This is a genomic window from Paraflavitalea sp. CAU 1676 (assembly GCF_029223285.1).
In the GTDB taxonomy this organism is placed as follows: Bacteria; Bacteroidota; Bacteroidia; order Chitinophagales; family Chitinophagaceae; genus Paraflavitalea.
On record NZ_JARHUJ010000001.1, the window covers coordinates 276585 to 301588 of the forward strand.

19 protein-coding genes are annotated in these 25004 nt (G+C 50.5%); 3 read left to right on the forward strand and 16 right to left on the reverse strand.

Annotated elements, in window-relative coordinates:
- Positions 1-18 precede the first annotated feature (18 nt).
- From P2H89_RS01135 to P2H89_RS01195, 13 genes are all read right to left on the reverse strand, one after another.
- Positions 19-672, reverse strand: a complete 654-nt coding sequence (locus P2H89_RS01135; RefSeq protein WP_275824632.1) for a tetratricopeptide repeat protein — start codon at positions 670-672, stop codon at positions 19-21.
- Entirely contained in the window at positions 669-1670 is a 1002-nt protein-coding gene (locus tag P2H89_RS01140) for a VWA domain-containing protein (RefSeq protein WP_275824633.1), read from the reverse strand. The genes P2H89_RS01135 and P2H89_RS01140 overlap by 4 nt, the downstream gene beginning before the upstream one ends.
- A gap of 172 nt (positions 1671-1842) precedes the next feature.
- On the reverse strand, positions 1843-2664 hold the full coding sequence (locus tag P2H89_RS01145) for a penicillin-binding transpeptidase domain-containing protein (RefSeq protein ID WP_275824634.1): 822 nt from the start codon (positions 2662-2664) through the stop codon (positions 1843-1845).
- A gap of 32 nt (positions 2665-2696) precedes the next feature.
- Positions 2697-3227, reverse strand: coding sequence for a hypothetical protein (locus P2H89_RS01150; RefSeq protein WP_275824635.1), 531 nt, complete (start codon positions 3225-3227; stop codon positions 2697-2699).
- Positions 3228-3360: 133 nt separating this feature from the next.
- On the reverse strand, positions 3361-4971 hold the full coding sequence (gene treF, locus P2H89_RS01155) for an alpha,alpha-trehalase TreF (RefSeq protein WP_275824636.1): 1611 nt from the start codon (positions 4969-4971) through the stop codon (positions 3361-3363).
- Positions 4972-5084: 113 nt separating this feature from the next.
- Positions 5085-7310: a TonB-dependent receptor gene (locus P2H89_RS01160; protein WP_275824638.1), complete on the reverse strand. Its 2226-nt coding sequence runs from the start codon at positions 7308-7310 to the stop codon at positions 5085-5087.
- A gap of 39 nt (positions 7311-7349) precedes the next feature.
- Positions 7350-8903 carry a phosphatase PAP2 family protein gene (locus P2H89_RS01165; RefSeq protein ID WP_275824639.1) on the reverse strand — a complete coding sequence of 518 codons (1554 nt, stop codon included), beginning with the start codon at positions 8901-8903 and terminating at the stop codon, positions 7350-7352.
- 1 nt (position 8904) lies between these two features.
- Positions 8905-9864 carry a hypothetical protein gene (locus P2H89_RS01170; RefSeq protein WP_275824640.1) on the reverse strand — a complete coding sequence of 320 codons (960 nt, stop codon included), beginning with the start codon at positions 9862-9864 and terminating at the stop codon, positions 8905-8907.
- 31 nt (positions 9865-9895) lie between these two features.
- Positions 9896-10987: a transporter gene (locus tag P2H89_RS01175; RefSeq protein ID WP_275824641.1), complete on the reverse strand. Its 1092-nt coding sequence runs from the start codon at positions 10985-10987 to the stop codon at positions 9896-9898.
- Between the two features lie 24 nt (positions 10988-11011).
- On the reverse strand, positions 11012-12355 hold the full coding sequence (locus P2H89_RS01180) for a vanadium-dependent haloperoxidase (RefSeq protein WP_275824642.1): 1344 nt from the start codon (positions 12353-12355) through the stop codon (positions 11012-11014).
- A gap of 214 nt (positions 12356-12569) precedes the next feature.
- Complete coding sequence (locus P2H89_RS01185) at positions 12570-13127, reverse strand: hypothetical protein (protein ID WP_275824643.1); 558 nt, start codon at positions 13125-13127, stop codon at positions 12570-12572.
- A 43-nt stretch (positions 13128-13170) separates the two neighbouring features.
- Complete coding sequence (locus tag P2H89_RS01190) at positions 13171-15213, reverse strand: glycoside hydrolase family 65 protein (RefSeq protein ID WP_275824644.1); 2043 nt, start codon at positions 15211-15213, stop codon at positions 13171-13173.
- Positions 15214-15282: 69 nt separating this feature from the next.
- Positions 15283-16107, reverse strand: a complete 825-nt coding sequence (locus P2H89_RS01195; RefSeq protein ID WP_275824645.1) for an amidohydrolase family protein — start codon at positions 16105-16107, stop codon at positions 15283-15285.
- 123 nt (positions 16108-16230) lie between these two features.
- Between P2H89_RS01195 and P2H89_RS01200 the strand changes: the two genes are divergently transcribed.
- On the forward strand, positions 16231-19605 hold the full coding sequence (locus P2H89_RS01200; protein ID WP_275824646.1) for a methylmalonyl-CoA mutase family protein: 3375 nt from the start codon (positions 16231-16233) through the stop codon (positions 19603-19605).
- Positions 19606-19677: 72 nt separating this feature from the next.
- Here P2H89_RS01200 and P2H89_RS01205 read toward each other — a convergent pair whose 3' ends face one another.
- Both P2H89_RS01205 and P2H89_RS01210 read right to left on the reverse strand, forming a co-directional pair.
- Positions 19678-20178, reverse strand: coding sequence for a DinB family protein (locus tag P2H89_RS01205; RefSeq protein WP_275824647.1), 501 nt, complete (start codon positions 20176-20178; stop codon positions 19678-19680).
- A gap of 39 nt (positions 20179-20217) precedes the next feature.
- Positions 20218-20949 carry a DNA-formamidopyrimidine glycosylase family protein gene (locus tag P2H89_RS01210; protein WP_275824649.1) on the reverse strand — a complete coding sequence of 244 codons (732 nt, stop codon included), beginning with the start codon at positions 20947-20949 and terminating at the stop codon, positions 20218-20220.
- A gap of 122 nt (positions 20950-21071) precedes the next feature.
- Between P2H89_RS01210 and P2H89_RS01215 the strand changes: the two genes are divergently transcribed.
- On the forward strand, positions 21072-21332 hold the full coding sequence (locus P2H89_RS01215) for a KTSC domain-containing protein (protein WP_275824650.1): 261 nt from the start codon (positions 21072-21074) through the stop codon (positions 21330-21332).
- Between the two features lie 185 nt (positions 21333-21517).
- Here the strand turns inward: P2H89_RS01215 and P2H89_RS01220 are convergent, their stop codons facing one another.
- A complete protein-coding gene (locus P2H89_RS01220) occupies positions 21518-22096 on the reverse strand; it encodes a type 1 glutamine amidotransferase domain-containing protein (protein ID WP_275824651.1) in 579 nt (192 codons plus the stop codon).
- Between the two features lie 432 nt (positions 22097-22528).
- On the opposite strand from P2H89_RS01220, the gene P2H89_RS01225 reads away from it, so the two are divergent.
- The gene (locus P2H89_RS01225) at positions 22529-24997 is read left to right on the forward strand and encodes a TonB-dependent receptor (protein WP_275824652.1); all 2469 of its coding nucleotides are present in this window, start codon (positions 22529-22531) and stop codon (positions 24995-24997) included.
- The last annotated feature ends 7 nt before the right edge of the window (positions 24998-25004 follow it).

The window sequence follows — 25004 nt, forward strand, 5'->3', positions numbered from 1 at the left end:
AGAGTGTTAAAGGACTGGCTACCAATCCTTTTCGGGTTGGCTGGCAGCACGGGTCTTATTCTGCTGCATTTTACGTTGTACTTCCTGCTCCTTCTGTTCCAGCGACTTCAGGAACTGCTCTATCTTTTTCTTATCGAGGTTGGGCTTTTGCTGTTGTGGTTTGGGTGGCTGCTTATCCTGTTTCTTCTTTTGATCCTGTTGCTGCTGCTGTTGCTTTTGCTCGTTGTTCTGCTGCTGTTTCTTTAATTCGGATAGCGCCTTTTCGAGGTTGTAGCGATTGGTTTCGTCCTGCGGGTTCAATCGCAGGGCCTGTTTGTAGGCACCGATGCTCTCCTGCAGCTTCTTTTGTTTGGATAAGGAGACCCCCTGGTTATAGAGTGACCTTTGTTTCAGGTCTTTGGTGGTGGCAGAAGATGCTGCCTCTTCGAAACTCTTACCGGAGGCCACAAAATCTTCCTGGCGGAACTGTGCGTTGCCGATGTTATAGCGTGTTACCGGATTGCCGGGATTCTGGCTGAGGGCCTTTTCGAATTCGGGCAATGCCTGATCGAATTTCCCTTCTTTATAGAGTTTGTTGCCGCTGCGGATGGCCTTGTTCTCGGGCTGTGCCTGCGCCAGTGTAGCGAGGCCGGTCAGGCTGAATCCTGCTAATATGATCAGTTGCCGCATCATGCCTGCCTGAGTTTACGTTCGGGAAAAAAGAATTCAAGTACCAACAGGAAGAGGGCCGCGCCCAGGAACCAGGGAAAATAGTTTTTGAAATTCTTGAAAGCACTGTCGTCCATGGAGGTTTGCTCGATGGTGCCCAGCTGCGCTTTCATGGATTTCACGGCACTTTCAATATCGGTCAACCGCACGTATACGCCTTTAGTGGCAGACGCCAGCTGTTGCAGTTCGGTTTCATTGAGTTTGGTGATGACTGTATTGCCCTGCTGATCTTTTTTGTAATCGTTGGTGAGCGGATCATAGATCGGCGCACCTTCGGGCGATCCGATACCAACCGTATTGATCATCACCCCGCTCTCCGCCAGCTGTTGGGCCAGTTGTACGGATCCGGGATCATGGTCTTCTCCGTCAGTGATGAGTATGATCGATTTAAATTTTCTTTCCTTGCTGTTGAAGGCAGATGCGCTCATGCGCAGTGCTTCGGTGATGACGGTTCCCTGTGCCGGCACAACATCGGGACTGGCCTGCTGTACGAACATGCGTGCTGCACTATGATCGGTGGTGAGCGGCATTTGCATATAGGCTCTGCCGGCAAACAGGATGAGTGCTACCCGATCGTCGGGCAATTGGTCCATCAGTTTAAGCACCATCTGCTTGGCCCTTTCGAGGCGATTGGGCTTGATGTCATCGGCCAGCATACTCTTACTGACGTCGAGGGCTATAGCTACATCGACGCCCTTGCGCTCTACCTGTTCCATAGCGCCCGGCTTTTGCAAGTTGGCTGCTCCGCTGATGATGGCGGCCAGGCTAAGGGCCACCAGCAGGAATTTGAACAAATAATTCTGCGGGGAGTAACGACCGGTTAGCTGTTTTACCAGCTTCTCATCACCAATCTTCCTGGTGGTTTTCTTTTTCCAGTGCAATACCCACGCAAAGAGGGCAATGATCAGCGGAATAGCCGCCAATCCAATGAGGTATTCTATATGTTGAAATCGAAGGTCCACGTTCACGCAGGCATTAGATCAATAATCAAACCAGATTGGTAAAGTAGCATTATTTTCCCATAATGAGAAGTAATGCAGTCGTTTAGGTGCCGGATTGCCTTTCCGGAAAGACAGCTTTACTGATTGAACTGTTGCCGGAGAAATCGGTATCCGGCAACGGCGGTGCAGCAGTTTATTTCTTTCCTTCCATGAAACCGTATTGCTTGAGGATACCTTTCAATATTTTAATACGGGCTTCTTTCATGTTGTAGTTCTTATCGGGCGACTCCAATTGCAGGGCAAAAAAGTACGGGTGTTGATTCTCTTCTATCCAGCCAACGATCCAGCCGAGAGCATGCCCTTTTTCGGTAAATCCCCAGCCGGTTTTGTAATACAGACTGTAGTTGGCGTTCTTTTCCCATTCCATCATTTCGCGAACGATGCGCTGACTGCGCTTTTGAAAGGGCAACTGGTCGAAATAGAGTTTCTTGACGATGCCGAGTTCTTCATCGGCAGTTACTTTGGCGGAGTTATCGAGCCAGAAGGTATCGAGGTTATTACCGATGGTGAACTTGCCATAGCGGCTTGCATAACCCAGTGTATCGAGCCATTTTTGCATGGCGGGCTTACCGATGCGGCGGGCGAGCTCCTGGTACCATGGTGGGCAGGAAATACGGAACGCGTCGCGCATGGTCATATTGCGGTTGCATTCGGGGCGGCCGCGGTCGATGCTGTCCCAGTTGATGATGGCGCTGCTATCGAGTACCCGGCCTGTCTCTAAACCAATGAGCGAGTTGATGATCTTGAATGTAGACGCGGGCGTATAGGCGCTATCGCTGAAGCGGGGCAGGTTATACACGGTAAAACGTCCCTGGCCATTATCGAACATGCCGAAGGTGCCGTCTACCTTATTTTCGTCGAAGTATTTCTTCAGGTCGTTATCGACTTCAACATTGTTCGGTGAACAGGCAAAGAAAAAGATCGATACAAGACTACATAGTATCCAACGGCTCATGGTAAAAATTTGTGCGAAGGTAACTGATAATCTCATTTTTTACTGAGCGTTGCCCGTTGGAAGGACCGGATGTTATAGCTGTCCACTTTGGGCGCGTCTTCGGTACCCTGGCCGGTTACTGCCAGCGGCTTTGCCGGATAGGAATAAAATTCCACCTGCAGCTGTCCGTTCTCTATCCAGTAGCTGTTGAGGATGGTATTGCCGCTCACGGTGAATGCCCCGGAAAAACGCTCCCCTATCCAGTACTGATCGAGCAAAATTCCATTGACTTCATCGATGATCCAGTGGCCCTTTGCCGTATCTACCGGCTTCAGTATGTAGGGGCGGCTGTCTTCGGATGGTTTGCCGTAAACAATATGCCAGGTGTATTGGCCAGCGGTATCTTTGGAGGGTTGTATGTGCAGCTCCATGTTGACGGTCTTGGGGGCGGTAGCTCCCTGCGGATACCAGTTGAGTGTGCCCTGCCAATGACCAATGAATTGTTGCGGGAATACGGCTCTTTCCTGGGCTGGAGAAGCTGATACGGCAAAAAGAAAGGCCATGACGGCCAGGAACTGCTTCATGGGGAAGTAATTTCCGGCAACTTACTGTTTCCCACACTTCTCCGCAAGCCAATCTGGTTGAACGGGGGAGATGCCGGGATTATTTGAGTGTGGTTTACGTCTCTTGTTAAGGAAACCAACCTACTGCCGGCGCTTATTGCTGCACTTTGGGCAATCCATATTTACTGATCAGCTTTAGCAGTACGCCGTTGGTCCAGCCAAAGCCGTCCTGACCGGCATATTCGCCCCCACCGGCTTCAAGTTTAGTATCGGCGACGTTGTACTTCTCCATCAGTTTACCGGTACGGTTGAATACATCCACATTAAGTTTAATCCAGCGTTCGCCTATTTCACGGGCAAGCTCACGTTGGCCGCAGCGGTCGAGGCCCCAGATGGTCATCCAGGTAAGGGGCGCCCAGCCATTGGGAGCATCCCATTGTTCGCCGGTGGCATTGGAGGTGGTTTGTACTCCCCCGTCTTTTAAGAGCTTTTCCCGAATGACGGCGCCAGAGCGGCGAGCGAGCAGACTCATATAGTCAAGCTTACGGGTAAAGAAGCAAAAGGGATACATGCCGGCGGGCGATACCACATTTGATTGTTTGGCTGTACGGAAGTTGTAGTCGGTGTAGTAGTTCAGTGATTTGCTCCAGCAATATTTATCGATGGATAGTATGCGTTGATCGGCCTTTTTGCGGTAAACGCCCGCCAGGCTATCACTGTGCTTAACCAACAAGCCTTTGGCGATGATCATTTCGAGTTTGTATAGCAGGGCGTTTAGGTCGACTGGAATGTAGTTGGTGGTTTGTATGGTCGTGATGCGTTTGCCATCGGCAAACCAGCGGCTGCTGAAGTCGATGCCACTTTCGGCCGATGCCCGGAGGTGCGTGTATACTTCTGCTTTATTCCGTTTCGACTTTTCGGCAGTTTCAATGTCTTCACGGTAGCTTTCCTGGCGCGGCGTGGGGCTGTCGTCCCAATAGCGATTCATGACCGACCCATCTTTCATTTTCACTACCCGGCGGGCGGCCTGACCTGTGGTGAGTTTGGTGCTTCCTTCCATCCAGAACTGGTATTCCTTTTCCAATTCGGGCAGGAACTGCCCGTAGGTGGAGTCGCCTTTTATTTCGGCCAGCAACTCTACCATCAGGGCAAAGAAGGGCGGTTGGGAGCGACTGAGGTAATAGGTGCGGTTGCCGTTGGGTATATGTCCGTATGTAGTGATGAGGTAAGCAAAATTCTTTACCATGTTTTCGATCATGGCATGCTCTCCGGATTCTTTGAGTCCGAGCATGGTGAAGTAGGAGTCCCAATAATAAATTTCCCGGAAGCGGCCCCCTGGAACGATATAAGGATAGGGCAGCGGCAAGAGGGATGATCCTTCGCGGGCGGGTCCGGCAGCGGGTGTAGCGCCAGGTGTAAAATCAGGTTCCCGGCGCAATACACCCCACAGGTTCTTTATGTGCATCACCACATCCTTTTCGCGGGTGATATAGTTGATCTGCGGAGTTTGCGGCAGCTCGAAGTTTTCCTCTACAAACTTCTTCAGGTCGAACTGGGGACCTTTGCGCATGCCGTAATCGTACATGATGTCTTTGGGAGCGCGTTTGGGAATACAGTCTACGAAGGTTTTCCCGTCGGGGAATACTTTATTCATTTGCACCTGGTGAAACAACTCGCCGTAGATCTTATCGGGAGTGGCCGGTAATTGCGCCGTTGCGAACAGTACATACCCCACCAACGAAATGAGCCATATCGTTTTTTTCATGCCGAACCGGTTTGGATAGTTCTAAATTAAGCATAATATCTGCCACATAAAAATACACCCCCGTAGAAACGGGGGTGGTCCATTTATAACTAACTAAGACTAATTGCGATGTTTTAGAGCCGGGCGCCGATCGAGCATATGACCGAACGGCCGTCGGAGGGGTAAAGTCCTCCGGGACCCGGGAAGAAGGGCGGGCGCTCGGTAAAATACTGTTTGTTGAACAGGTTGTTGAACGCCAGTTTTACATTGTAATGCTGCGCAAAGCGCCAGGTGAAGTTCCAATCTACCAGCTGATAACCCGGTACCAGGCCGATGGTGCCGCTGGCATTAGGTGTTACGGTATTCAGGGCATCTGCATAAGACTTACCGGTTATGCTGTATTGTATGGTAGAGGAAAATCCTTTGTAACCCAGTTGGAGGCCATTGCGGCTAATCCACCCGGGTGTGGTCTCGATCCAGTTGCCCTTTACGTCCACATTGGCGCCATTAACCGCTACCTGGCCTTTGGTGTAGCCTGCATGGATAAAGGCGGTAGAAGTGAATAATGAAAGCTGGATCTGCGAGCGGTAGCCGCTGAGCCAGGCGAGCGGCTGCCATTCTACATAAACTTCTGCACCCTGGCTCAGCGCGTTGCCGATATTGGTGCGATAGAGATAGGTTTGGTTGTTTTCTACCAGAGCAAGGTTACCGGTACGGTTGCGGTATACCATGTTGAACAGGGATACATCGAAATGGAGGTATTGATTAACCCTGCCGCGAACACCGATCTCGGCATTGTTGCCGGTGGCGTCTTTTATGTTGTGATCGATCTTATTGAGGTTGGTAGTTGGGATGATATCGGCAAAGATCACCGGGCGGTATGCCTGGGCCCAATTAGCAAACAGCGAGATATTGCTGCCGGCCTCATATTGCAAGCCTGCTCCCACCAGGGCAAAGCGGTGCGGAATGTTGACAGGTATTTCTCCTGCCGTATAGTTCTTGATGTTGCCGCTCATACGGGTTTCTCCATTCTCGTAACGGACGCCGGCAGTGAACAGCCAGCGCTTGCCAAGCTGCGTCATATTCTCTGCAAATACCGACACATTCTGTGTTTTGAAATGAAGGTCGCGGCCCCATTGTGGATCGGTGAGGGTAAGATCGTAATCGGAGCCTGTGGTGCCTTTGCCCAGCTGCATACGGTGCAGGTCGTTGTTGATGTAACGAATGCCTGCAACAACCGTCGAAGGTTTCGCGAACAACGAATATTGATGACGGACCCTCAGTTCCTGGGAATAGCTATGGTATTGGTCGATATCCACCTGCCGGGGATTGTATGATCCGAGGTTTGTATTGAAGGTGTCTTTAACAGTGCTCAGCGCGATAAATTGAACACTGTTGCGGGAACCGAGGATGGCCGAGCTGATAAAATTGATCGAGGTGTTTTTGTTGATATCATAATCCAACCTCAGGGATGGTACATGTATCGTGGGGCTGTAATAATTTCTTTTGCGGGTTGCCTGGCGCGGGTTCTCTTTGAACTGAGCGTCGGTGAGGCCGCCATTTACATGGTTCTGATAGTCCATGTAATTGTATTCGGTGCGCAATTTCAGTTTGCGGGAGAATGCATAACTGAGGTGTGCGTGACCGGCGAGGTAGTGGTATTCACTGCTTTCGCGGTATCCATTCGACCGCCGGTAGTTCATGTAAGCGTAGTACTGCAGCTTTTCGGTTTTTCCGCCTACTGCATTGTAAGTGCTGAGCAGGCCATAAGAGCCGGCTGCATTTTGCGTCTCGAAGGAGAATTTACGGCTGCTGTCGGCTTCTTTGGTGATGTAATTGACCATACCGCCAAACTGGGCTCCGTATTGCAGGGCTCCGCTGCCACGGACTATTTCAATACGTTCGATCGATTCGGTTGGCGCATTGAAGTGGCTGGCAGGATAGCCATACAGGTCGGAGTTGGTCATGACATCGTTGTGACGCACGTTCATTTCCCATGAGCGGTGGGCCGTGAGGCCACGGGTGGCGATATTGACCTGGTTGCCGGTGCCGTCATTTTCATAGACAAATACGCCAGGCACTTTTGCAAAGAGCTGACGGGGATTGTTATCGGTGCGGTTAACATCCAGCTTTTCGAGGTTGATGACTTCAGTCTTTTTGGCGCCGTACATGTAAGTGCCGTGGATGGAGGACATGGTCTGCATCATTCCCTGGCGGAAGGATGCGATGATGGTGATGCTGTCGAGTGTTTTGGATTTCAGGGTATCTGTGGGCTGTTGTGCGGATAGGGCTGTAACAGATAAGCAACCTGCCGTTGCCAGCAGGTGCTTATAGGTGTTACAAGAGAAAAATATCTTCAAATTTTTTCTTTTAGAGAATGGTTGAATGGGTTGCAACGATCAATTGCCGGCTCCATCGGTTTTGGCGCGATCTACTGCATAACCACCTATCTTATTACCAACTTCGAGACCCACTTCACAATCGGCGCGATAGTGTATTCCTCCATACATACGCGATAGGGATGCTTCTTTGGCCATATCGCTGTAAGCGGTTGCCCTTTCCGGATTGAGATGAGCGAGGATGGTGGCGGCAGCTCCGCTAAAGGTGGAGTGGCCGGAGATATAGGCCGGGAAATTGGGTATGCCGGTGAGTGTTTTGATACGGGGATCGAGCTGGGTGGGGCGGGGATTGAAATAGTAGTATTTGGTATCCCAGCACACAATCGCTGCGTCCATCAATGACATGTTAAGCAAAGCCATATTCCTTGCCCAGCGCAGTTCGCTGTAATTCTTTTTGATGAAGTCTTCTGCGGCTATGGCATCCCAGTGGCCCGGTGGGGTGTAAGTTCCCACGCCATCGGCCCAGAAATGTACGATCGCCAGGCGTTCGCGGGTAGGATTGTTTACGTAGTCGTAGATCTCGTTGGTTTCCTGCTTCATCTTCTCGCTTCCGGTCAATGGTGGCGGACCGGGACGCAGGGATACTGCGGTGAGTGAGTCGAACAGGAATGTTTTTACTTTTCCAAATACGGGCAGCATGGGCGGGCGCTTAGGAACTTCGAGACTATACCAGGGTTTTTCGCCTTTGGCCATGCAATCCGTTTCAAGCTGTGTCCACAATGCCTGATTACCACCGGCTACGCCGGCCCTGTCACCCCGGGCACGGGTTACGAATTTTTGCGCCACTGCTTTGCCGAGGGCTTCGCCTGCTTCGATATCGCTGCGTACGTTGGCACCTGAAATGATACGCGCACGTTTGTGCTCTTCGGCCTTTCGCTGTATATAATCCTGATCACCGGGGAACAGCAGTTTCATCAGTTCTACTGCCGCGCCTACCACCACTGCATCTTCAGAAGGATACGAGGGTAGATCAGTTTGGGGCACCAGTACCTGCAGGGTATTGTCTACTTTGTAAGGAGCGGGCCTGTTGTATTGTTTTTTATAGTGCCAGGCAGCTACCAGGGCATCGTATTGAGCGGCTGCTATGTATGCGTAAGCCCGGGCTGCGAAAGGCGGGTTGGCAAACGGGAACTGCGGATAGGCCAATGGGTTGTTGGCGTTGGGCACCGGGTAGGTTCCATCGGGGTTTTGATAAGGAGGCAGGTTGTGTTTTGCTACCAACTCGCGCAGCAACTCATTCCAGCGAAGGATGGCGCCGGCGCTCCAGTATTTAACGATGGCTTTTTCATCGCTGGTAAGATCTGCCTGCCAGGTCTTGATCTCGTTGATCTGGGCGATATAATCGGGCGAATTGGTGGCAATGGGAGCAGCTACTGCAAACTCGTTGGCAGCGGTCAGTAATACTGGCTTCCACGTACCTCCGTCTATATCAGTTTTAGTGGGTTGCAAGGCAGGGATGTCGTCGGTCCTTCCCTTTACATCTTTGGAGCAGGCCAGCGGTATGGTCACTGCTGCTGCCACGACTGCTGTGCAAAGTATGATGAGCTTTTTCATGTTAGTTCTGTTTTGAATTGGAAGGTTTAGATGCTTTCTTGCCGGTGAAATTGAGGATGTAAAAGATGCCTCCGTACACGGTGGTGGCCTGTCCTACGTTTCTGCCGGCTACTACATAGTTGCCGCCGCCTGTAAGTGAGAATCCGGCGATGGCTGGTACCTCATATTTCAGGTTCACCCCTACCCGCGTGGCATTCATTTCATTGCTGGGGAAGGGCATGTTGTTGCGGGTGATGTCGAAGCCGCCGAGGGTTGTCCAATTGTCAACCACTGCCTCTGCCACCCAGTCGCCATGGCGGTAGCCGGTGCGAAAGTTGAAGCTGGCTGCATCGGGCATGTCTACTTCGTTGGTGAGGTGCATTTCGGTGGTATAATAGGCCGTGCGGTCGATCTTGATATTACTGCGTTGTATGTAGGTGGCAGAGGCCGTTACATAAAACCAGCCCAATTGATAGTCGGCCATGGCGCGCAGGGAGAGGTTCCTGCTGCGGAGGCCGATCGAAAGTGGCAGGAAGTCGGCTGCATAGTTGGTAAGGGGGAATGAGTAGCCGCCAATTGCATAGGCCGAGAACTCGCCCTTGCCGATCGTTTTTTCAATAGGCATCCATTTTACCCAAAGGTTGAGGTCCTGCACGCCTTCCATGCCATGGAGGGTGCCGGCTGATGCTTTCGTTGCCACATAAGGGGCGCCGAAGAGCACATTCAACTTATCCGTGATGCCGTAGTTGCCCATGATGCTGAACATCTGGGTGGTTACCCGGCCAAGGTTCTCATTGTTACGCTTGTTGGTCCCTTCCCAGTATTCGGTCCAGCTGCTGTGGCTGTACATGGGACCGATACATAAATTCTTTTTCTCCATCATAATGCCATCGATCTCGGTTTGTGCCGATGCTTTTGACTGGGCCAGTGTGAGGCAGCCCAATGCAATGGCGATGTGTTTACAGTAGTTAAGGCAGTTCATATATTTATTTAAGCAGTTGAGTTATGATCTGTTACAACCTGAATGAGCAACCAAGATTAATGGAATAATCAGCAAAGGCAGCATCGCCTTGTGCGTATACTCCGGTGATCTTTGTTCTTTGTTTATCGGCATAGCTTTGGGTGCGGTCGCGTTTAAGAGCTACCGGTACGGTGGCAAATGCGCTGAACTTTTTGAAATTGTAAGAGAGGCCGGGCTCAGCAGATATTACATAGCCCGGGCGCCTGAAGCCGCTGCTGCCGCCGATGAGGTCTTCGGAGGGCACACATTCCATGCGCATACCGGCTGATGCGGAGAACCTGCTGACGGTGAAGTTGGCGCCGGCGCGTACCATGTACTGATCGGGCACGCTCATTACGCTGCTGCCGTAGGCGATCGCGGTTGCTGATACAGGACTCCCGCGTCCGGTGGATACCCCATTCTGCTCGCGGGGATTGAATAGGTAGAAGAAGCTACCGTATACGCTTATGACCTTAGAGAAATTATAGTAGGCATTGATCTCCGTTGTTAAACCTGTGCCGCCATCGCCCAGCTGGATAGATTGATCGAGTGGTCCTAATATTTTGGTCGTATCGTTCTTGACAAAGAAGTCCTCGTATTTGTAATCGCCGGTGGGTAGCTTAATACCGAGACCAACCTGTACGTTGGCATTGGGTGACTTGGCGGGGTCGAACAACCAATAGTACCCTGTGAAGCGGATATCGCCAAGGCCAAAGGAGCGTGTTTTGTGGCGCGCGTTCTTGGCGCTATTACCACCATGTTCATACAGGGAGGAGCGAACGTTGGAGATAATGGGCAGGTTCATGGCGAGCGACCAGCGCCTGTTGAAGTGGCGCACTACTGCCAGGTCGAGGTTACTGGACCAGTTGATCACTTCGGTATTTTTCTCCAGGCGCTCCTTTTGTTCTTCGGTGCCTACGAAATGGCGGAACGATCTGAAGTAGCGGTAAGTGGTGTTGATCTGCCAGCCTTGCAAGCCATCGGTCGTAGCATCGGGCTTGGTACATACGGTACCGGTGCTGCGGATGGCTACGCAGCCTTGCGCATGGAGTTGGTTTGCAGAAAGCAGCAGTGGAACAGTTAATACAGCAAGAATCTTTTTCATACAAAGCAGTTAAGTAGTGGTTAGTTATTCAGCAGCCAGTTTTTCGGCATGTTTACTAGTTTGCAGTTTGGTCATTACATGATTGCCGAGGCGCAGCCCCTGGTCTTTGGCCACAGCAATTGATTGTCGATAATGTATGCCTCCATAGAAGCGACTGATGCCTGCTTCATCGGCTGCCTGCCGCAAGGAGGTAAAGTTGCGGTCGGGCCATCCCCACGCACGCTCGGTTGAGTCGCGGAAGGATACATTGGTTCCGTAAAGATGCTCAAGTACGGTAGCGGCTGCGCTGGATATTTCAGAGTGGCCGCTGGTATATTCGGGAAAGGGCGGTGTTTGCAGGAATGGTTTCCAGGATGCGTCTATGTATTGATTGATCACCGATTCGGGCCTTATCAAGGCCCAGGTATATTTAGCGTCCCAGCAGGATATGAATGCATCCATAAGCGCAAAAGATACCAGGGTATATGTTTGTATCGTCTTTGAGAAATCGACTTGTTTGTCTTTGCAAACGATGCCGATGATCCCCATCCAGTGGCCTCCGGGCGTCATGGCCTTGGTGGCAAACATGGCATGGCCCACTACGTTCACTTTAAATCCGTTGCAATCCCAGAAACTGGCGATGGCTTTTTGTTCGTCGCTCAGGTTGTTGACGGTGTCGTAGACCTGCTTTGCCCAGCCATAGAATTCGCTGGTGCTGTCTTTGCTGAAAGCTGCAGGCGGAGGCGGTGCAAACTGGCTGGCGCTGTCCATTACGATAGACCGGATGGTGCGCCAATGCGGTTCTACTGCCTGGATATAGGCAGGTGGTGTGGGTATCCATTTTCCTTCTTCTTCTGGTACAGTGTATTTAGCCGCTGAGCGTGTTTGTGCGTAATTGTCTTTTTTACTCCAGGCCAATACGGCTTTGGCCACGTTGAGTCCATAGGCTTTGGAATGAGATTCCATCGAGTCGGGCATGCCGTGGTCGAGGGCTGTTTCTTTCAATGCGTTGACGATGCTATCCATGGTGGCATTTGAGAAGGTAAGCGTTTTACCTACTTCGAGCATGGCGACCATGGAGGCATAGGGATAATCGATCTGCTTGCCTGCTTGGGGTTTGGGCATATTGACCAGGCCTTTCAACTGTCCATCGAGTGAAGTGTAGTTGCTGTCACCTTTGGCCATTACCTCATAGGCCGCCAGGTGCGAATAGGCGTATACCCTGCTGGCTACCGGCGGCGTAAAGATGTTGAAGGTCATGATCTCGGTAAGCTGACCGGTTAGCCGGCTGTACAGGTTGGGATCATGGATCACTTTTTGGTAATCGTTTGCACGGTTACAGGAGGCGGCTATTGCCAGGACAAGCAGGGCTGGAATTAATTTGCGCATGAAAGAAACAGATATTTGTGATGGTCTTGTTCCTGAAACATTCAGGAAAAGGGATGTGTACGCGTGATACAGTCGTTGATAGAATAGAAAGGCTGTCAGGTACTTTTATACTTTGCCGGAATGTAGGTGTGTATACAGTTTGTCGCTGATAAGTACTATGCGTGTATGGAGCCGCAGCCGATTGGGCACACCGATTCCAGGAAAAGGCGAGACCTTAACATTCGGGAGGTTGTCCGGGCGTGTTGGTATAACAGCCCGAAAGGAAGACCGCATTGGTGTTGCGGTAATGGAGCGGCTCGTTGTGTAAGGCGGCAATGCTCCAGTCGTTCTTTTGCGACCAATATTCTGTGGAAAAACTATTGAGCGAGAAGGATGATCCTTTTTCTGATTTCTTATTTTGATTGGGGTGTTGCAGGTCGTTTACCAGCTTGAAGAAGTCATCGCGGGCTGTTTGCAGGCGCATCTTCTCTTCGTTGGGCAGGCACATCAGCACGAGTTGCCCGTCCTGTACTTTGCGCTTCACATATTTGTAATGAATGCCATCGATCTCGATCTCTCCATCGACGCGTTCAAAATCAGTCCAGTTGGTTTGATAGGGAAGGTCAAGGGTTACCCGCATCTCTACAAGGCGTGATTCGTCGTAATCGTTTTGATCCAGTTTTGCTTCGAGTGCTATGTCTGCCTGTTGTTGAAGTATATCTGCCAGGATGCGGTAGCCGAACCAGTTAAAGCTCAATAGGCTCAATAATAATATGGCAGCAATTTTTTTCAAAGCAGTCGTTCGTGTGTGGCATACACAATATAAGCAATTCTCATCATTTCACCACAAATGTTTTCCTTCCCGGACCCACCCCGGTGATTGTGAGACTCTTCCACTGAGCAGGTAGTTGTGACCTTATTTGCACGATCCCTTTGGGGGTGATATCGAGGCCACCAAACCCCATCAACATGCTTTGGAGTATGCCTCCTGCGCCGGTAGCGAAATAGGGGTTGGTACCACCCTTGGTCTCTGCGATCACGCGGAAGGGCGGGTTGAGGTTGGGCAGGTACGACTCTTTGAAAAAGCGATAAGCCTTTTCACCGTCTCCCAGGCGGGCATACAAGAGGGCAAATACGGCTTGTGTCATGGCGGGGGTGCCCTCGTTGGGGATGCGGGTTTCGTAGAAGGACAAGTCTTTTCTGATCTGGACAGGATCGGTGATCTCTTTGAACGGGTAGGCAAGGAGATTCACATCAGCTTGTTTGATGCCCTCCCCATTGTAAGTGGCATGTTCGCGCGTTACCCCGTTCTCCATTTTTAAGACAGGGATATTGCCGGCCACGTGCATCCAGTCTGAGTTTGGTGTGAGACCGAGCAGCTTAGCTGCTTCTGTGGCTGCCTGCAGGTTGGCTTTGGCGGCGGCATTGGTGAAGGCGTTGTTATCTACATTCTCGGCCCATTCGTCGGCGGCGACTACGTTCTTAATATCATATTTCCCAAGCCCATTGCGTTCTACGCGACTGGCCCAGAAGTCGGCCGTGGCAGAGAGGATGGGCCAGCCGGTGTTGCGTAGCCAGTCTTTATCCTGCGTTACGGCATAATAGTTCCAGGCAGCGAAGGCCACATCGGCGGTGATGTGGTGTTCGAAGGGGCCGCTCAGTGCCCAAACCGGCGTTTCTTCCACTCCGGTGGCGGCGCTTTCCCAGGGAAACATGGCACCCTTATAACCGTGGGCGAAGGCGTTGCGCTTTGCTGCTTCGAGTCGCTGAAACCGGTAATCGACCATGGACCTTGCCATTTCGGGACGGAGGACCAGCAAGGCGGGGTACATCCACAATTCGGTATCCCAGAACACATGACCGTTATAGCCGAGACCGCTAAGGCCCATGGGAGAAGGTGACAGTGCCGTGCCTTCGCGGGTAAAGGAATAGAGATGATAGAGCATGCTGTGTACATCCTGCTGGCTTTGCGGATCGCCTTCTATGGTAATATCGCTTTTCCAGAGTTCATCCCAGGCCTTTTGGTGGAATTGCAGCAAGCGGTCGCGACCTTCCAGTTTGGCAAAGATGGTAAGGCGTTCCGCTTCATTGAGTGGATCGTCGTGGTGGGCGGAGGTAATAGAACTGCCGGCTATCGAGAACCGGTAGGTTTCTCCGGCCTGGAGGGAGCGGGCGAATTTCATGAGGTGCATGTTATTGTCCCACATTTCATGGATGACGCGCGGTTCAGTACCGTGCTTTTCGGTAAAGAGAAAGGTGTTGGAGGCGCATAATTGGAGTTTACCCGTAGGGCTTTGCGCGGTGGAGGTTAGTAAGCTGATCACGACATGCGGCCGGTCTATCTCATTGTAGTAATTCTGCACCTCTTTGAGTGCATCCGGTGCTTCCATAACACTGGCCGCTCCCAGGCTGATGTTCTTTTTGGCGGTGATGGTAACATCCATCAACACCGTAAACGGCAGGTGGCGTAATGAATAATAGGTATAGCTGACGGTAGCTTTATCGCCGTAATCGAACGAAGCGGTGAAGGCGGCGCGGCGCATATCGAGCTCCTGCTTCATATTGGAAATGCCTTTGGCGCCGATGCGCTGCCCGTCGATGTCGAGGTACATGTTGAGCAGGTTGAAGCTGCGCAGGAAGTTGCTGACGCGTCCGCGTCCGTAGAGGTCGTAGGCACCGGCCAATACGACGTCCTTTACTTTGAATGGCTCGGGTGAAGAAACGATGCCGATCATGCCGTTGGCTACGGTGATGCCATAATATTCGGTGGGGGTGATGGTCGTGGCGCTGATCTTCCAGGGATCTTGCGCCATGGAAAGAAATGGCAGGATTGTCAGCATGCCGAGCAGGCAGCGAAAGCAGTGCAATCGTATTGACATGAGCAATTATTTTCTCTGTGTCCTTCGCGTGTGCCCGCCTGGCTACTCAACCATTCTTTGGTGCAGTGATCACAATCCGTAAAAGGAAGCCGCATTCAACCCAAACACTTTTTCTTTCTCTTCAGGCTGGTAGTTTTCCATATACTTTTCAAGCAGGCTCTTCCACTGTACATATATTCCACTGAGCAGCATCACCGGCCAATCGCTTCCAAATACCAGGCGGTCGGTGCCGAAGGCTTCGAATACCACGTCGAGATAGGGGTAGTACTCTGCTGCACTCCAGGTTTTCCAGGCTGCTTCGGTGAAAAGGCCGGAAAGCTTACAGTACACATTGGGTTGCTGTGCGATCTCCTTCATAAGCCTGGCCCATTCGTCTATTTTCTTGTGACGAATATCGGGCTTGGCGCAATGGTCGATGATGAGTTTTTGATCGGGAAACCGGGCTACGAACTCGATTGCCGGTTTCAATTGGCTATGGTAAATGAGGATATCGTAGGTATAATTGTATGGCTTGAGGGCCCGAACGCCACGTTGAAAATTGGGCCGCAGAAGGAAGTCGTCGGGCTCGGCCTGCACCACATGGCGGTATCCACGTACGCTGGTATATTGGGTGAAATGCTCCAACCTTTCTTCGATATTGCCGGCCTGGAGGTCAAGCCAACCTACCACCCCTTTTATGATGGGATGTGTTTTGGCCAGTTCCGCCAGAAACCTTGTTTCCACTTCTTCCTGACTGGCCTGTACAGCCACAACACCATCTACTCCATTTCTTTTGAGGGTGGGTGCAATATGCTCCGGCAGGTAATCCTGTTGCAGGATCTTCATATCGTCTGTGATCCAGGCATCGCGGACCTTATCGAACTTCCAGAAATGTACGTGGGCATCTATCACCATGGGTGTTCCTTTTATCCTTCTAAGCTACTCCATTTTAACCGATTAGGAAATGAAAACATTAAAAGCTAACGACCATTAGCTTTTTCTATTACCTTCGTCATTCGTTTTGTAACTACTACATTTATGAGCTCCACAAAAAATACTGTACGCATCGTAACAGCGGCTTCGTTATTTGACGGACACGACGCTTCTATCAATATCATGCGGCGCATTATGCAGGCCAAAGGCGCCGAGATCATTCACCTGGGTCATAACCGGTCGGTTGCCGAGATCGTTGAATGTGCGATCGAGGAAGACGCGCAAGGCATCGCGATCACCAGTTACCAGGGTGGGCATGTTGAGTTTTTCAAATACATGAAAGACCTGCTCGACGAGAATGGCTGTGGTCATATCAAAATATTTGGCGGCGGCGGTGGTACCATCCTTCCGCAGGAGATCGAAGAATTACATCATTACGGTATTACCAAAATATATAGTCCTGACGATGGGCGTAAGCTTGGGTTGGAAGGCATGATCGAGGAAGTGGTGCGGCTGTGCGACTATCCGGTGAACGGCGATCCCGGTAATTTCAAAACGGAGCTCAAACTGGGCGAATGGAAAGATATTCGCCGTATTGCCCGTAGTATTTCGAATGCGGAGAACAGCCGGAATGGTGACGAAGTAAAGGCCAATGGTGTTACAGCTGGTGTTAATGTGAAACAGGCTCCAGTGCTGGGTATCACCGGTACGGGTGGTGCGGGCAAATCGTCGGTCACGGATGAGATCGTACGCCGCTATCTCAATGCCTTTACTGATAAAACCATCGCGGTGGTGTCAGTTGACCCTTCCCGGAAGAAGACTGGTGGCGCCCTACTGGGTGACCGTATCCGTATGAACAGCATTCATTCGCCAAGGGCCTATATGCGCTCGCTCGCCACCCGCGAAAGTGATGTAGCGCTCAGTAAATATGTGGAGGATGCTGTAAACATTTGTAAGTCGGCTGGTTTTGATCTTATTATCCTCGAAAGCGCCGGCGTGGGGCAAAGTGATGTGAGCATTCTCGATTATTGCGATGTAAGCCTGTATGTAATGACGCCGGAGTATGGTGCGGCTTCTCAATTGGAGAAGATCAATATGCTCGACTATGCAGACGTCATTTGTATCAATAAGTTTGATAAAGCCGGTGCACTCGATGCTCTGCACGATGTGCGCAAACAATATAAAAGGAACCACAATCTCTTCATGGCCAAAAATGAAGAGATACCGGTGATCGGTACCATTGCTGCCCAGTTCAATGACCCTGGGGTGAATGAACTGTTTGAGAAACTATTGGTAACCATCAAGCAGAAGACGAACGCGGAGTTTGGTGAATTTGTCGTTCACCCGCATACAAAGGACACGAGCACCAAGAGCCAGATCATCCCTCCAAAACGTGTACGTTATTTATCAGAGATCGCAGAAGCGAGCCGGGCTTATGACGCCTGGACGAATGATCAATGCGCCATTGCTACGCGGCTCTACCAGGTGCAGGGCGTGCTGGAAGCAGCAGGCACAAATGCCGCTTATGTCAAAGACCTGGAATTGCTGAAGCAGGATTTCGAGGGCAAGCTCAATCCCGCCTGCAAGGCACTGATCGATCAGTGGCCGGCAATCGTTAAAAAGTATAAGGCAGATTTCTTCGAATACCAGGTGCGGGATAAAGTGATCAAGCAACCGCTAACGACGAAGACCCTGAGCGGTACCCGCATCCCCAAAGTGGTGTTGCCCAAATTCAAGGACTGGGGTGATATTCTTCGCTGGCAGCTACAGGAAAACCTGCCGGGTGAGTTCCCCTACACGGCCGGTGTATTTGAATTGAAGCGTCAGGGCGAGGACCCCACGCGTATGTTTGCCGGTGAGGGCGGCCCGGAGCGTACCAACAAACGTTTCCATTATGTTTCTGTAGATCAGCCAGCCAAGCGCTTGTCGACTGCATTCGACAGTGTGACCCTGTATGGCGAAGATCCGGCGCACCGTCCCGATATTTATGGCAAGGTGGGCAACAGCGGAGTGAGTATCGCTACGGTAGATGATGCGAAGAAACTATACAGTGGCTTTGATCTTTGCGATCCGAAGACTTCGGTGAGTATGACGATCAATGGGCCTGCACCGATACTGCTGGCCTTCTTTATGAACGCGGCGATCGATCAGCAATGTGAAAAATATATAGAGGCGAATGGTTTGTGGGAGGCCGTCAATAAAACGGCGGCGAACAAGTATAAGCAAATGCCGAAGCCGGTTTATTATAATCCATCTGCACCTGAGCGTTTGCCGGAGGGTAATAGCGGTTTGGGATTGAAGTTGCTGGGCATGAGTGGTGATGAAGTGCTGCCGGCAGATGTATATGCCAAACTGAAGGCCGATGCGTTGACGCAGGTACGCGGTACGGTGCAGGCCGACATTCTGAAAGAAGACCAGGCTCAGAATACCTGCATCTTCAGCACTGAGTTTGCCTTGAAGCTGATGGGCGATGTGCAGGAGTATTTCATCGACCAAAAGGTGCGTAACTTTTATAGTGTAAGCATCAGTGGTTACCATATTGCCGAAGCGGGCGCCAATCCTATCACCCAGCTGGCTTTCACGCTGGCCAATGGATTTACTTATGTAGAGTATTACCTAAGCCGGGGCATGCAGATTGACGATTTTGCGCCCAACCTCTCTTTCTTCTTCAGCAATGGCATGGATGCCGAGTACAGTGTGATAGGTCGTGTGGCCCGTCGTATCTGGGCCAAGGCCATGAAGGATAAATATAAAGGGAACGACCGTTCGCAAAAGCTGAAGTACCATATCCAAACGTCGGGCAGGAGTCTGCACGCGCAGGAGATCGACTTCAATGATATCCGCACTACGCTACAGGCCCTGTATGCTATCTACGATAACTGCAACAGTCTTCATACGAATGCTTATGATGAGGCGATCACCACGCCAACTGAAGAAAGTGTGCGGAGGGCGATGGCGATCCAACTGATCATCAACCGTGAACTGGGTACCGCCAAAACCGAAAACTTCATCCAGGGCTCGTTCCTGATCGAGGAGTTGACTGATCTGGTGGAGGAAGCCGTGCTGACAGAATTTGATCGCATTACGGATCGTGGCGGTGTGCTGGGGGCCATGGAGAGGATGTACCAACGAAACAAGATCCAGGAAGAAAGTCTATACTACGAAAGTCTCAAACACAATGGCGAACTGCCTATCGTGGGGGTGAATACTTTTTTGAATAAGAAAGGTAGTCCGACGGTAATCCCGCAGGAGGTGATCAGGAGCACCACGGAAGAGAAAGAACAGCAGATCCAAAACCTGGAAGGTTTCAAGAAGCGTAATGATAGCAAGTGTGCCGACATGCTGCAGCGTTTAAAGGTCGTGGCTATCAACAACGGCAACCTTTTTACCGAATTGATGGAAACCGTGAAGTATTGCTCGCTTGGCCAGATCACGCATGCCCTGTATGAGGTGGGTGGCCAGTACCGCCGTAATATGTAAACTTCTGATCTTCTCCCATAAACAAGCGCCCCTGCGTCGCAGGGGCGTTGGATGAAAGATTCTATGTAAATCTTAATACTTCTTGTCATCGGCCGAAGGGCCGTAGATGGAGGGCACGGCGATGTCGTTGAGCCGCATGTATACCGTAAGCTGGCCGCGGTGATGTACCCAATGGTTGATGGTAGAGCCAATAGCTTCTAACTTGGGCGACTTCCACAACACCTGTCCGGAGTTCCTCAATTCGAAGGGCGTTTTCAGGCTTTCCTCGGTCACTTCCGAAAGGGCTTTCATGGCGCCATCCACGGCTTTGTCATAATGTTTAAGCAATTCCTCGGAGGCGCTGAGTGGAATATGCTCATAGTTTACAAAGTCTATAATCGACCCTTCTACCATGTCTTTCACCCATTTAGGGATCTCTGCCACCAAAAGGGTGAGATAGCCCATTTCCATCGACTTTTCGTGGGGTTTGTATTTAAACAAGGATTCGGGTATCCGCTCGAGGCATTTACGGGTGGCCTCGTTCTCCGCTTTTATTTCATTCAGGTATACCTGACAAAGGTCTTTTCCATTCATGGCTAAAGTTTGGGTTGCCTGCAAAAAAATGATGCCAGCCTACCGGTAATGAACCTGGCAACTTTCGCAATAGAAGGTGCGACGTTTGGTTTTACCCAGGTAGGCCTTATGGAATGGGATATCACAGCGGGGGCAAACTTTTTTAGTGTGGGCCTGCCAGTGCTTTTTGAGCACGTTGGCCTTTTTCCATGCCAGGAATTCAAAGGCATACCGATGCATTTGTTGAACGATCTCTGCTCGCTTACGCGCCGGGATGGCGCCCACGAGGCTCAACGGGTGAACCCTGGTGCGATACAATACTTCGTTCTTGAAGATATTGCCGGCACCGGCGAAAATGGATTGATCGAGCAACGCATCGCAAATCAATGCACCGGGTACTGCTCTCAATTTCTTCCTGGCGGCAGCCGCGTCCCAGGCAGGGTTCATGAGGTCGGTGGTCCAGTCGTAGACCTGGTCAAGGTCTTCCCTGATCTCCCGGACGCTACAGGCGTAAAAATAAAGGGTTCCGTTACTAAACTGCAGCAGCAGGCGTGGTTTACCGTTGCGGGGTTCATCGATACTGTATTTGCCAAACAATAGCAGGTGTATTTGCAGGGTGGTTTGTGGCAGGCAAATGAGGAGGTGTTTACCCCAGGTTTTAAGATCCACCACTTTCCGGTTAATCAGACTGCCAATATTGATGGGTCCGGTACCCTGCGCTTTCAGGATCTTTTTCCCTTTAAACCGCTGTACTTCTTCTTTCAGAATGACAATGCTAGGACCTTCGGGCATACCGGATCGTTTTAGGGGGTGCTGCAAATTGGTCGCCAATGGGGAAGAAAGGATTGACCTGAACCGGGCATAAGATTTTTATTGATTTTCAAAAACTCATTAGCAACACTTAAACCTTCGCTATGGTCACCATCAGACGCAAAAGATTAACCAACAGGAATGTTGTTCGTACGCCCGGTTCTGAAACGACGGTTGCACTCAATTATTCGCCCGTATCGGAAGTGCTGGAAGTGGAATTTACCGGTGGTAAGGTCTACCATTATTTTCCCGTTAAGCCGGAGGTTTGGGAAGATTACAGGAGGACTGTGGCGTATGGCGGCTCTTCCGGAGCCTTCGTCAACGAACGCATTAAACCGTATTACGAGCTTTCCCGGATTGAGTAGAACGGGCATCCGGGCAAATGCCAGGCCGCCATCGTCAATACATTGAGTAGGTTGGCCAATAGGAAGATATCACCTGATTTTGAAGCGGCGAATATTTATAAAGCCATAGCCTCCTGGCTATGGCTTTTCGCCTTATTAGAACAAATTCTGTTGCATTTGAAAGACCTTTCGTATTCCTGACTGCTTTAATGGGCTGGTCCAGGCGTATAAGCCGACGGTGAATGCAGGCCCTCAGTAATTTCTTCAATCATTTTTTTATTGAAAGCCGGCAGGTCTTTGGGGCTGCGGCTGGTGACCAGGCCGTTGTCGGTCACAACGTCTTTATCGACCCAGATAACGCCGGCATTGATGAGGTCCGTGCGGATCGACTGATAAGAAGTCATATTGCGGCCATCGATCATGCCGGTCTCAATCAGCAACTGCGGGCCATGACAAATGGCTGCAACTGGTTTCCCCGCTTCCAGGAATTGCTGTGCAAATTCCACACAATGTTTGTTGGTCCTCATTTGATCGGGATTGATGACGCCACCGGGAATCATAAGGGCGTCGTAATCTTCTGCTTTGGCCTTTTCTACCTGAACATCCACCGGTAAGGTGCTACCCCAATGATCGTGTTGCCAGGCTTTTACTTTCTCTTTTTGTGGGGATACGATATCCACTTTGGCGCCTGCTTCTTCCAAAGCATTTTTGGGACTGGTGAGTTCTTCTTCTTCAAAGCCATTTTCCGTGAGGATGGCTACTCTTTTACCGCTTAGTGATTTCATAACTCAATGTTTTATAGGTGAGGAATCGATATTTTTCTGAGTATCGGGTTCAAAAACGATACCATGCCTGCAGAAAGGCGACCACCAAGTGGAGGCCAGGTTTGAGATGTATAGCAGCCCGATGTCAGGGGGCGCGAGAGGGGCAGTGTGGGACCCCCTTGCGTGGGCGCGAAGTAGGCATATGCGCTAGAAAAGCGACTTTAAAGGGTGAAACAGCAGTAGATGGCAAGGAATCCAGGGCCTTGCGCGTAAACTTTTGAGTTACCGATCGTTTCCGGATCGCTTATTTGTTATATGTAATTGATTAATAATAAAAATAATGTTGAAACACGTTTGCCGCTCATCGGAATTATTTGCCGTTAATCAATAGATTGTCATGAAACTGTAACAGGCGGATAGTTTTGCCGACCAAATTTCTAAATAAAAATAGCCATGAGAAAGTTGAGCTTATTGACTTTACTGCTCAGCCTATGTGTTGCCATGACCCAGGCACAGAACATAAGCGGTATTGTCAAAGATGACCAAGGAAAGAACCTCTCCGGTGCTTCCGTTGCACTTAAAAAATTAAAAGACTCTGCAACCGTTAAGTTAGGTGTTACCAACAGTTCTGGACAGTACAGTTTTACCGGCATCAATGCTGGACAGTATTTCGTGAACGTATCTTACGTAGGTCACGATATTAAAAACTCCCCCTCCTTTGAGTACAGCGGCAGCGGCGACACAAAAGGTCCCGATTTTACGCTGACCAAATTATCAGGCAACCTGAAAGAGGTTACCGTTGCTTACCGCAAACCGGTAATCGAGGTGAAGGCCGATAAAACGATACTGAACGTAGAAGGAAGCGTGAATGCCGTAGGTACGGATGCGCTGGAACTGTTGCGCAAGTCACCCGGTGTACTGGTTGACAAGGATGACAACCTGAGCCTGAGCGGTAAAACCGGGGTGCAGGTGTATGTTGATGGTCGCCCCACACCATTGTCGGGCAAGGACCTCAGCGACTACCTGAAGACCCTGCAATCTTCGTCGATCGAAGCGATCGAGATCATTACCAACCCTTCTGCCAAGTATGATGCTGCGGGTAATGCCGGTATCATCAACATCAGGTTGAAGAAGAACAAGTCTTATGGTACCAACGGTACTGTTAATGCGGGTTATGCCATCGGCACATTCCCCAAGTACAATGGTGGTATCTCGTTGAACAACCGTAACAAGTTCATCAACGTGTATGGTAACTACAATTACACCAAGAGCGACAACAGGATGAACATGTGGCTGTACCGTAAGGTGTTGGATACTCTGTTCGATGGTGCTACGAAGATGGACATGGCCAATGAGACGCATGCATTCAAAGTAGGTGCCGATATGTCGCTAAACAAGCGTAGTACGCTGGGCATCATGGTGAATGGTAACTACAACGACAACGGCTTTAATAACTACAGCCGCACACCGATCAGCTATATCCCAACCGGTAAGGTGGATCGTATCCTGGTGGCAAACAATACCAGCGATGGTAAAAGGAACAATACCAACTTCAACATAAACTATCGTTATGCCGACACGGCTGGCCGTGAGCTGTCGATGGATGGCGACTATGGTGTTTTCCACAATACGAGCGATCAACTGCAGCCGAATACTTATTATCAGCCTGATGGTACCACCATCATTACGCAACGCGTCTATAATATGTTGGCGCCTACCGACATCAACATCTATACCTTCAAAACAGATTACGAGCAACCCTTCAAGAAAGGTAAGCTGGGTGTAGGCGGTAAGGTTTCTTATGTGGAAACAACCAATGACTTCTCTACGTTCAATGTGCTCAACAATGTAAAGGAACTGGATAAGGACCGCAGCAATGATTTCGACTACAAAGAGAACATCAACGCCCTTTACCTCAACTATAACAGGGCTTACAAAGGGTTCATGTTCCAGGTAGGTGTACGTGGTGAGAATACCAATGCCAAAGGCCATTCGAACGGCTTCAAGAAAGATGAGAATACCGGTCAGTATGTTACCTACGACTCTACTTTCGAGCGTAACTATACCGACCTGTTCCCCAGTGCTGCATTGACCTTCAATAAAAACCCGATGAGTCAGTGGACGGTTTCGTACAGCCGTCGTATCGACCGCCCGGCTTACCAGAACCTGAACCCCTTCGAGTTCAGGCTTGATGAGTATACTTACCAAAAGGGTAACACGCAGCTTACTCCTCAGTATACCAACAGCTTTGCGGTTACGCACGTGTTCAAATACACTTTGACCACTACGTTGAACTATAGCCATGTGAAGGATATGTTCTCGCAGATCGTGGATGTTACTGAAAAGTCAAAAAGCTATATTACCAACAAGAACCTGGCCACGCAGGATGTGATCAGCCTGAACATCAGCTATCCGTTCCAATACAAATGGTACAGCGTGTTTGCGAACCTGAACACTTTCTATTCCAAGTTCAAAGCGGACAATGGTCCCGACAGGAAGATCGATCTGGATGTATTCTCCTTCAATATCTATGCTCAGCAGACCTTCCGTTTCGGCAAGGGCTGGACAGGTGAGTTGAGTGGCTTCTACACAGCTCCTTCCGTATGGCAGGGTACATTCAAGAGCATCGGTATGGGTGGCCTCGATGGTGGCATATCCAAGAATGTGTTGAAAGACAAGGCTACCATCAAAGTGGTGGTGACCGATATGTTCAAGACCATGAAATGGAAGGGTACCAGTGATTATGCCAACCAGTACACCAGGGCTAATGGTAACTGGGAAAGCCGCCAGTTCAAGCTGAACTTCAGCTACCGCTTCGGTAGTGCCCAGGTGAAAGCTGCCCGCCAGCGCAAAACCGGTTTGGAAGACGAGAACAAGCGTGCCAACAGTGGCGGCGGCGGTCTCGGCGGCGGTCAACAATAAATTTGAT

Coding starts and splice junctions, on each gene's coding strand:
- P2H89_RS01135 (WP_275824632.1), bottom strand. CDS start 672: ATGATGCGGCAACTGATCATATTAGCAGGATTCAGCCTGACCGGCCTC.
- P2H89_RS01190 (WP_275824644.1), bottom strand. CDS start 15,213: ATGTCAATACGATTGCACTGCTTTCGCTGCCTGCTCGGCATGCTGACA.
- P2H89_RS01195 (WP_275824645.1), bottom strand. CDS start 16,107: ATGGTGATAGATGCCCACGTACATTTCTGGAAGTTCGATAAGGTCCGC.
- P2H89_RS01180 (WP_275824642.1), bottom strand. CDS start 12,355: ATGCGCAAATTAATTCCAGCCCTGCTTGTCCTGGCAATAGCCGCCTCC.
- P2H89_RS01220 (WP_275824651.1), bottom strand. CDS start 22,096: ATGAAATCACTAAGCGGTAAAAGAGTAGCCATCCTCACGGAAAATGGC.
- P2H89_RS01210 (WP_275824649.1), bottom strand. CDS start 20,949: ATGCCCGAAGGTCCTAGCATTGTCATTCTGAAAGAAGAAGTACAGCGG.
- P2H89_RS01170 (WP_275824640.1), bottom strand. CDS start 9,864: ATGAACTGCCTTAACTACTGTAAACACATCGCCATTGCATTGGGCTGC.
- P2H89_RS01165 (WP_275824639.1), bottom strand. CDS start 8,903: ATGAAAAAGCTCATCATACTTTGCACAGCAGTCGTGGCAGCAGCAGTG.
- P2H89_RS01150 (WP_275824635.1), bottom strand. CDS start 3,227: ATGAAGCAGTTCCTGGCCGTCATGGCCTTTCTTTTTGCCGTATCAGCT.
- P2H89_RS01225 (WP_275824652.1), top strand. CDS start 22,529: ATGAGAAAGTTGAGCTTATTGACTTTACTGCTCAGCCTATGTGTTGCC.
- P2H89_RS01200 (WP_275824646.1), top strand. CDS start 16,231: ATGAGCTCCACAAAAAATACTGTACGCATCGTAACAGCGGCTTCGTTA.
- P2H89_RS01175 (WP_275824641.1), bottom strand. CDS start 10,987: ATGAAAAAGATTCTTGCTGTATTAACTGTTCCACTGCTGCTTTCTGCA.
- P2H89_RS01215 (WP_275824650.1), top strand. CDS start 21,072: ATGGTCACCATCAGACGCAAAAGATTAACCAACAGGAATGTTGTTCGT.
- P2H89_RS01145 (WP_275824634.1), bottom strand. CDS start 2,664: ATGAGCCGTTGGATACTATGTAGTCTTGTATCGATCTTTTTCTTTGCC.
- P2H89_RS01205 (WP_275824647.1), bottom strand. CDS start 20,178: ATGAATGGAAAAGACCTTTGTCAGGTATACCTGAATGAAATAAAAGCG.
- treF (WP_275824636.1), bottom strand. CDS start 4,971: ATGAAAAAAACGATATGGCTCATTTCGTTGGTGGGGTATGTACTGTTC.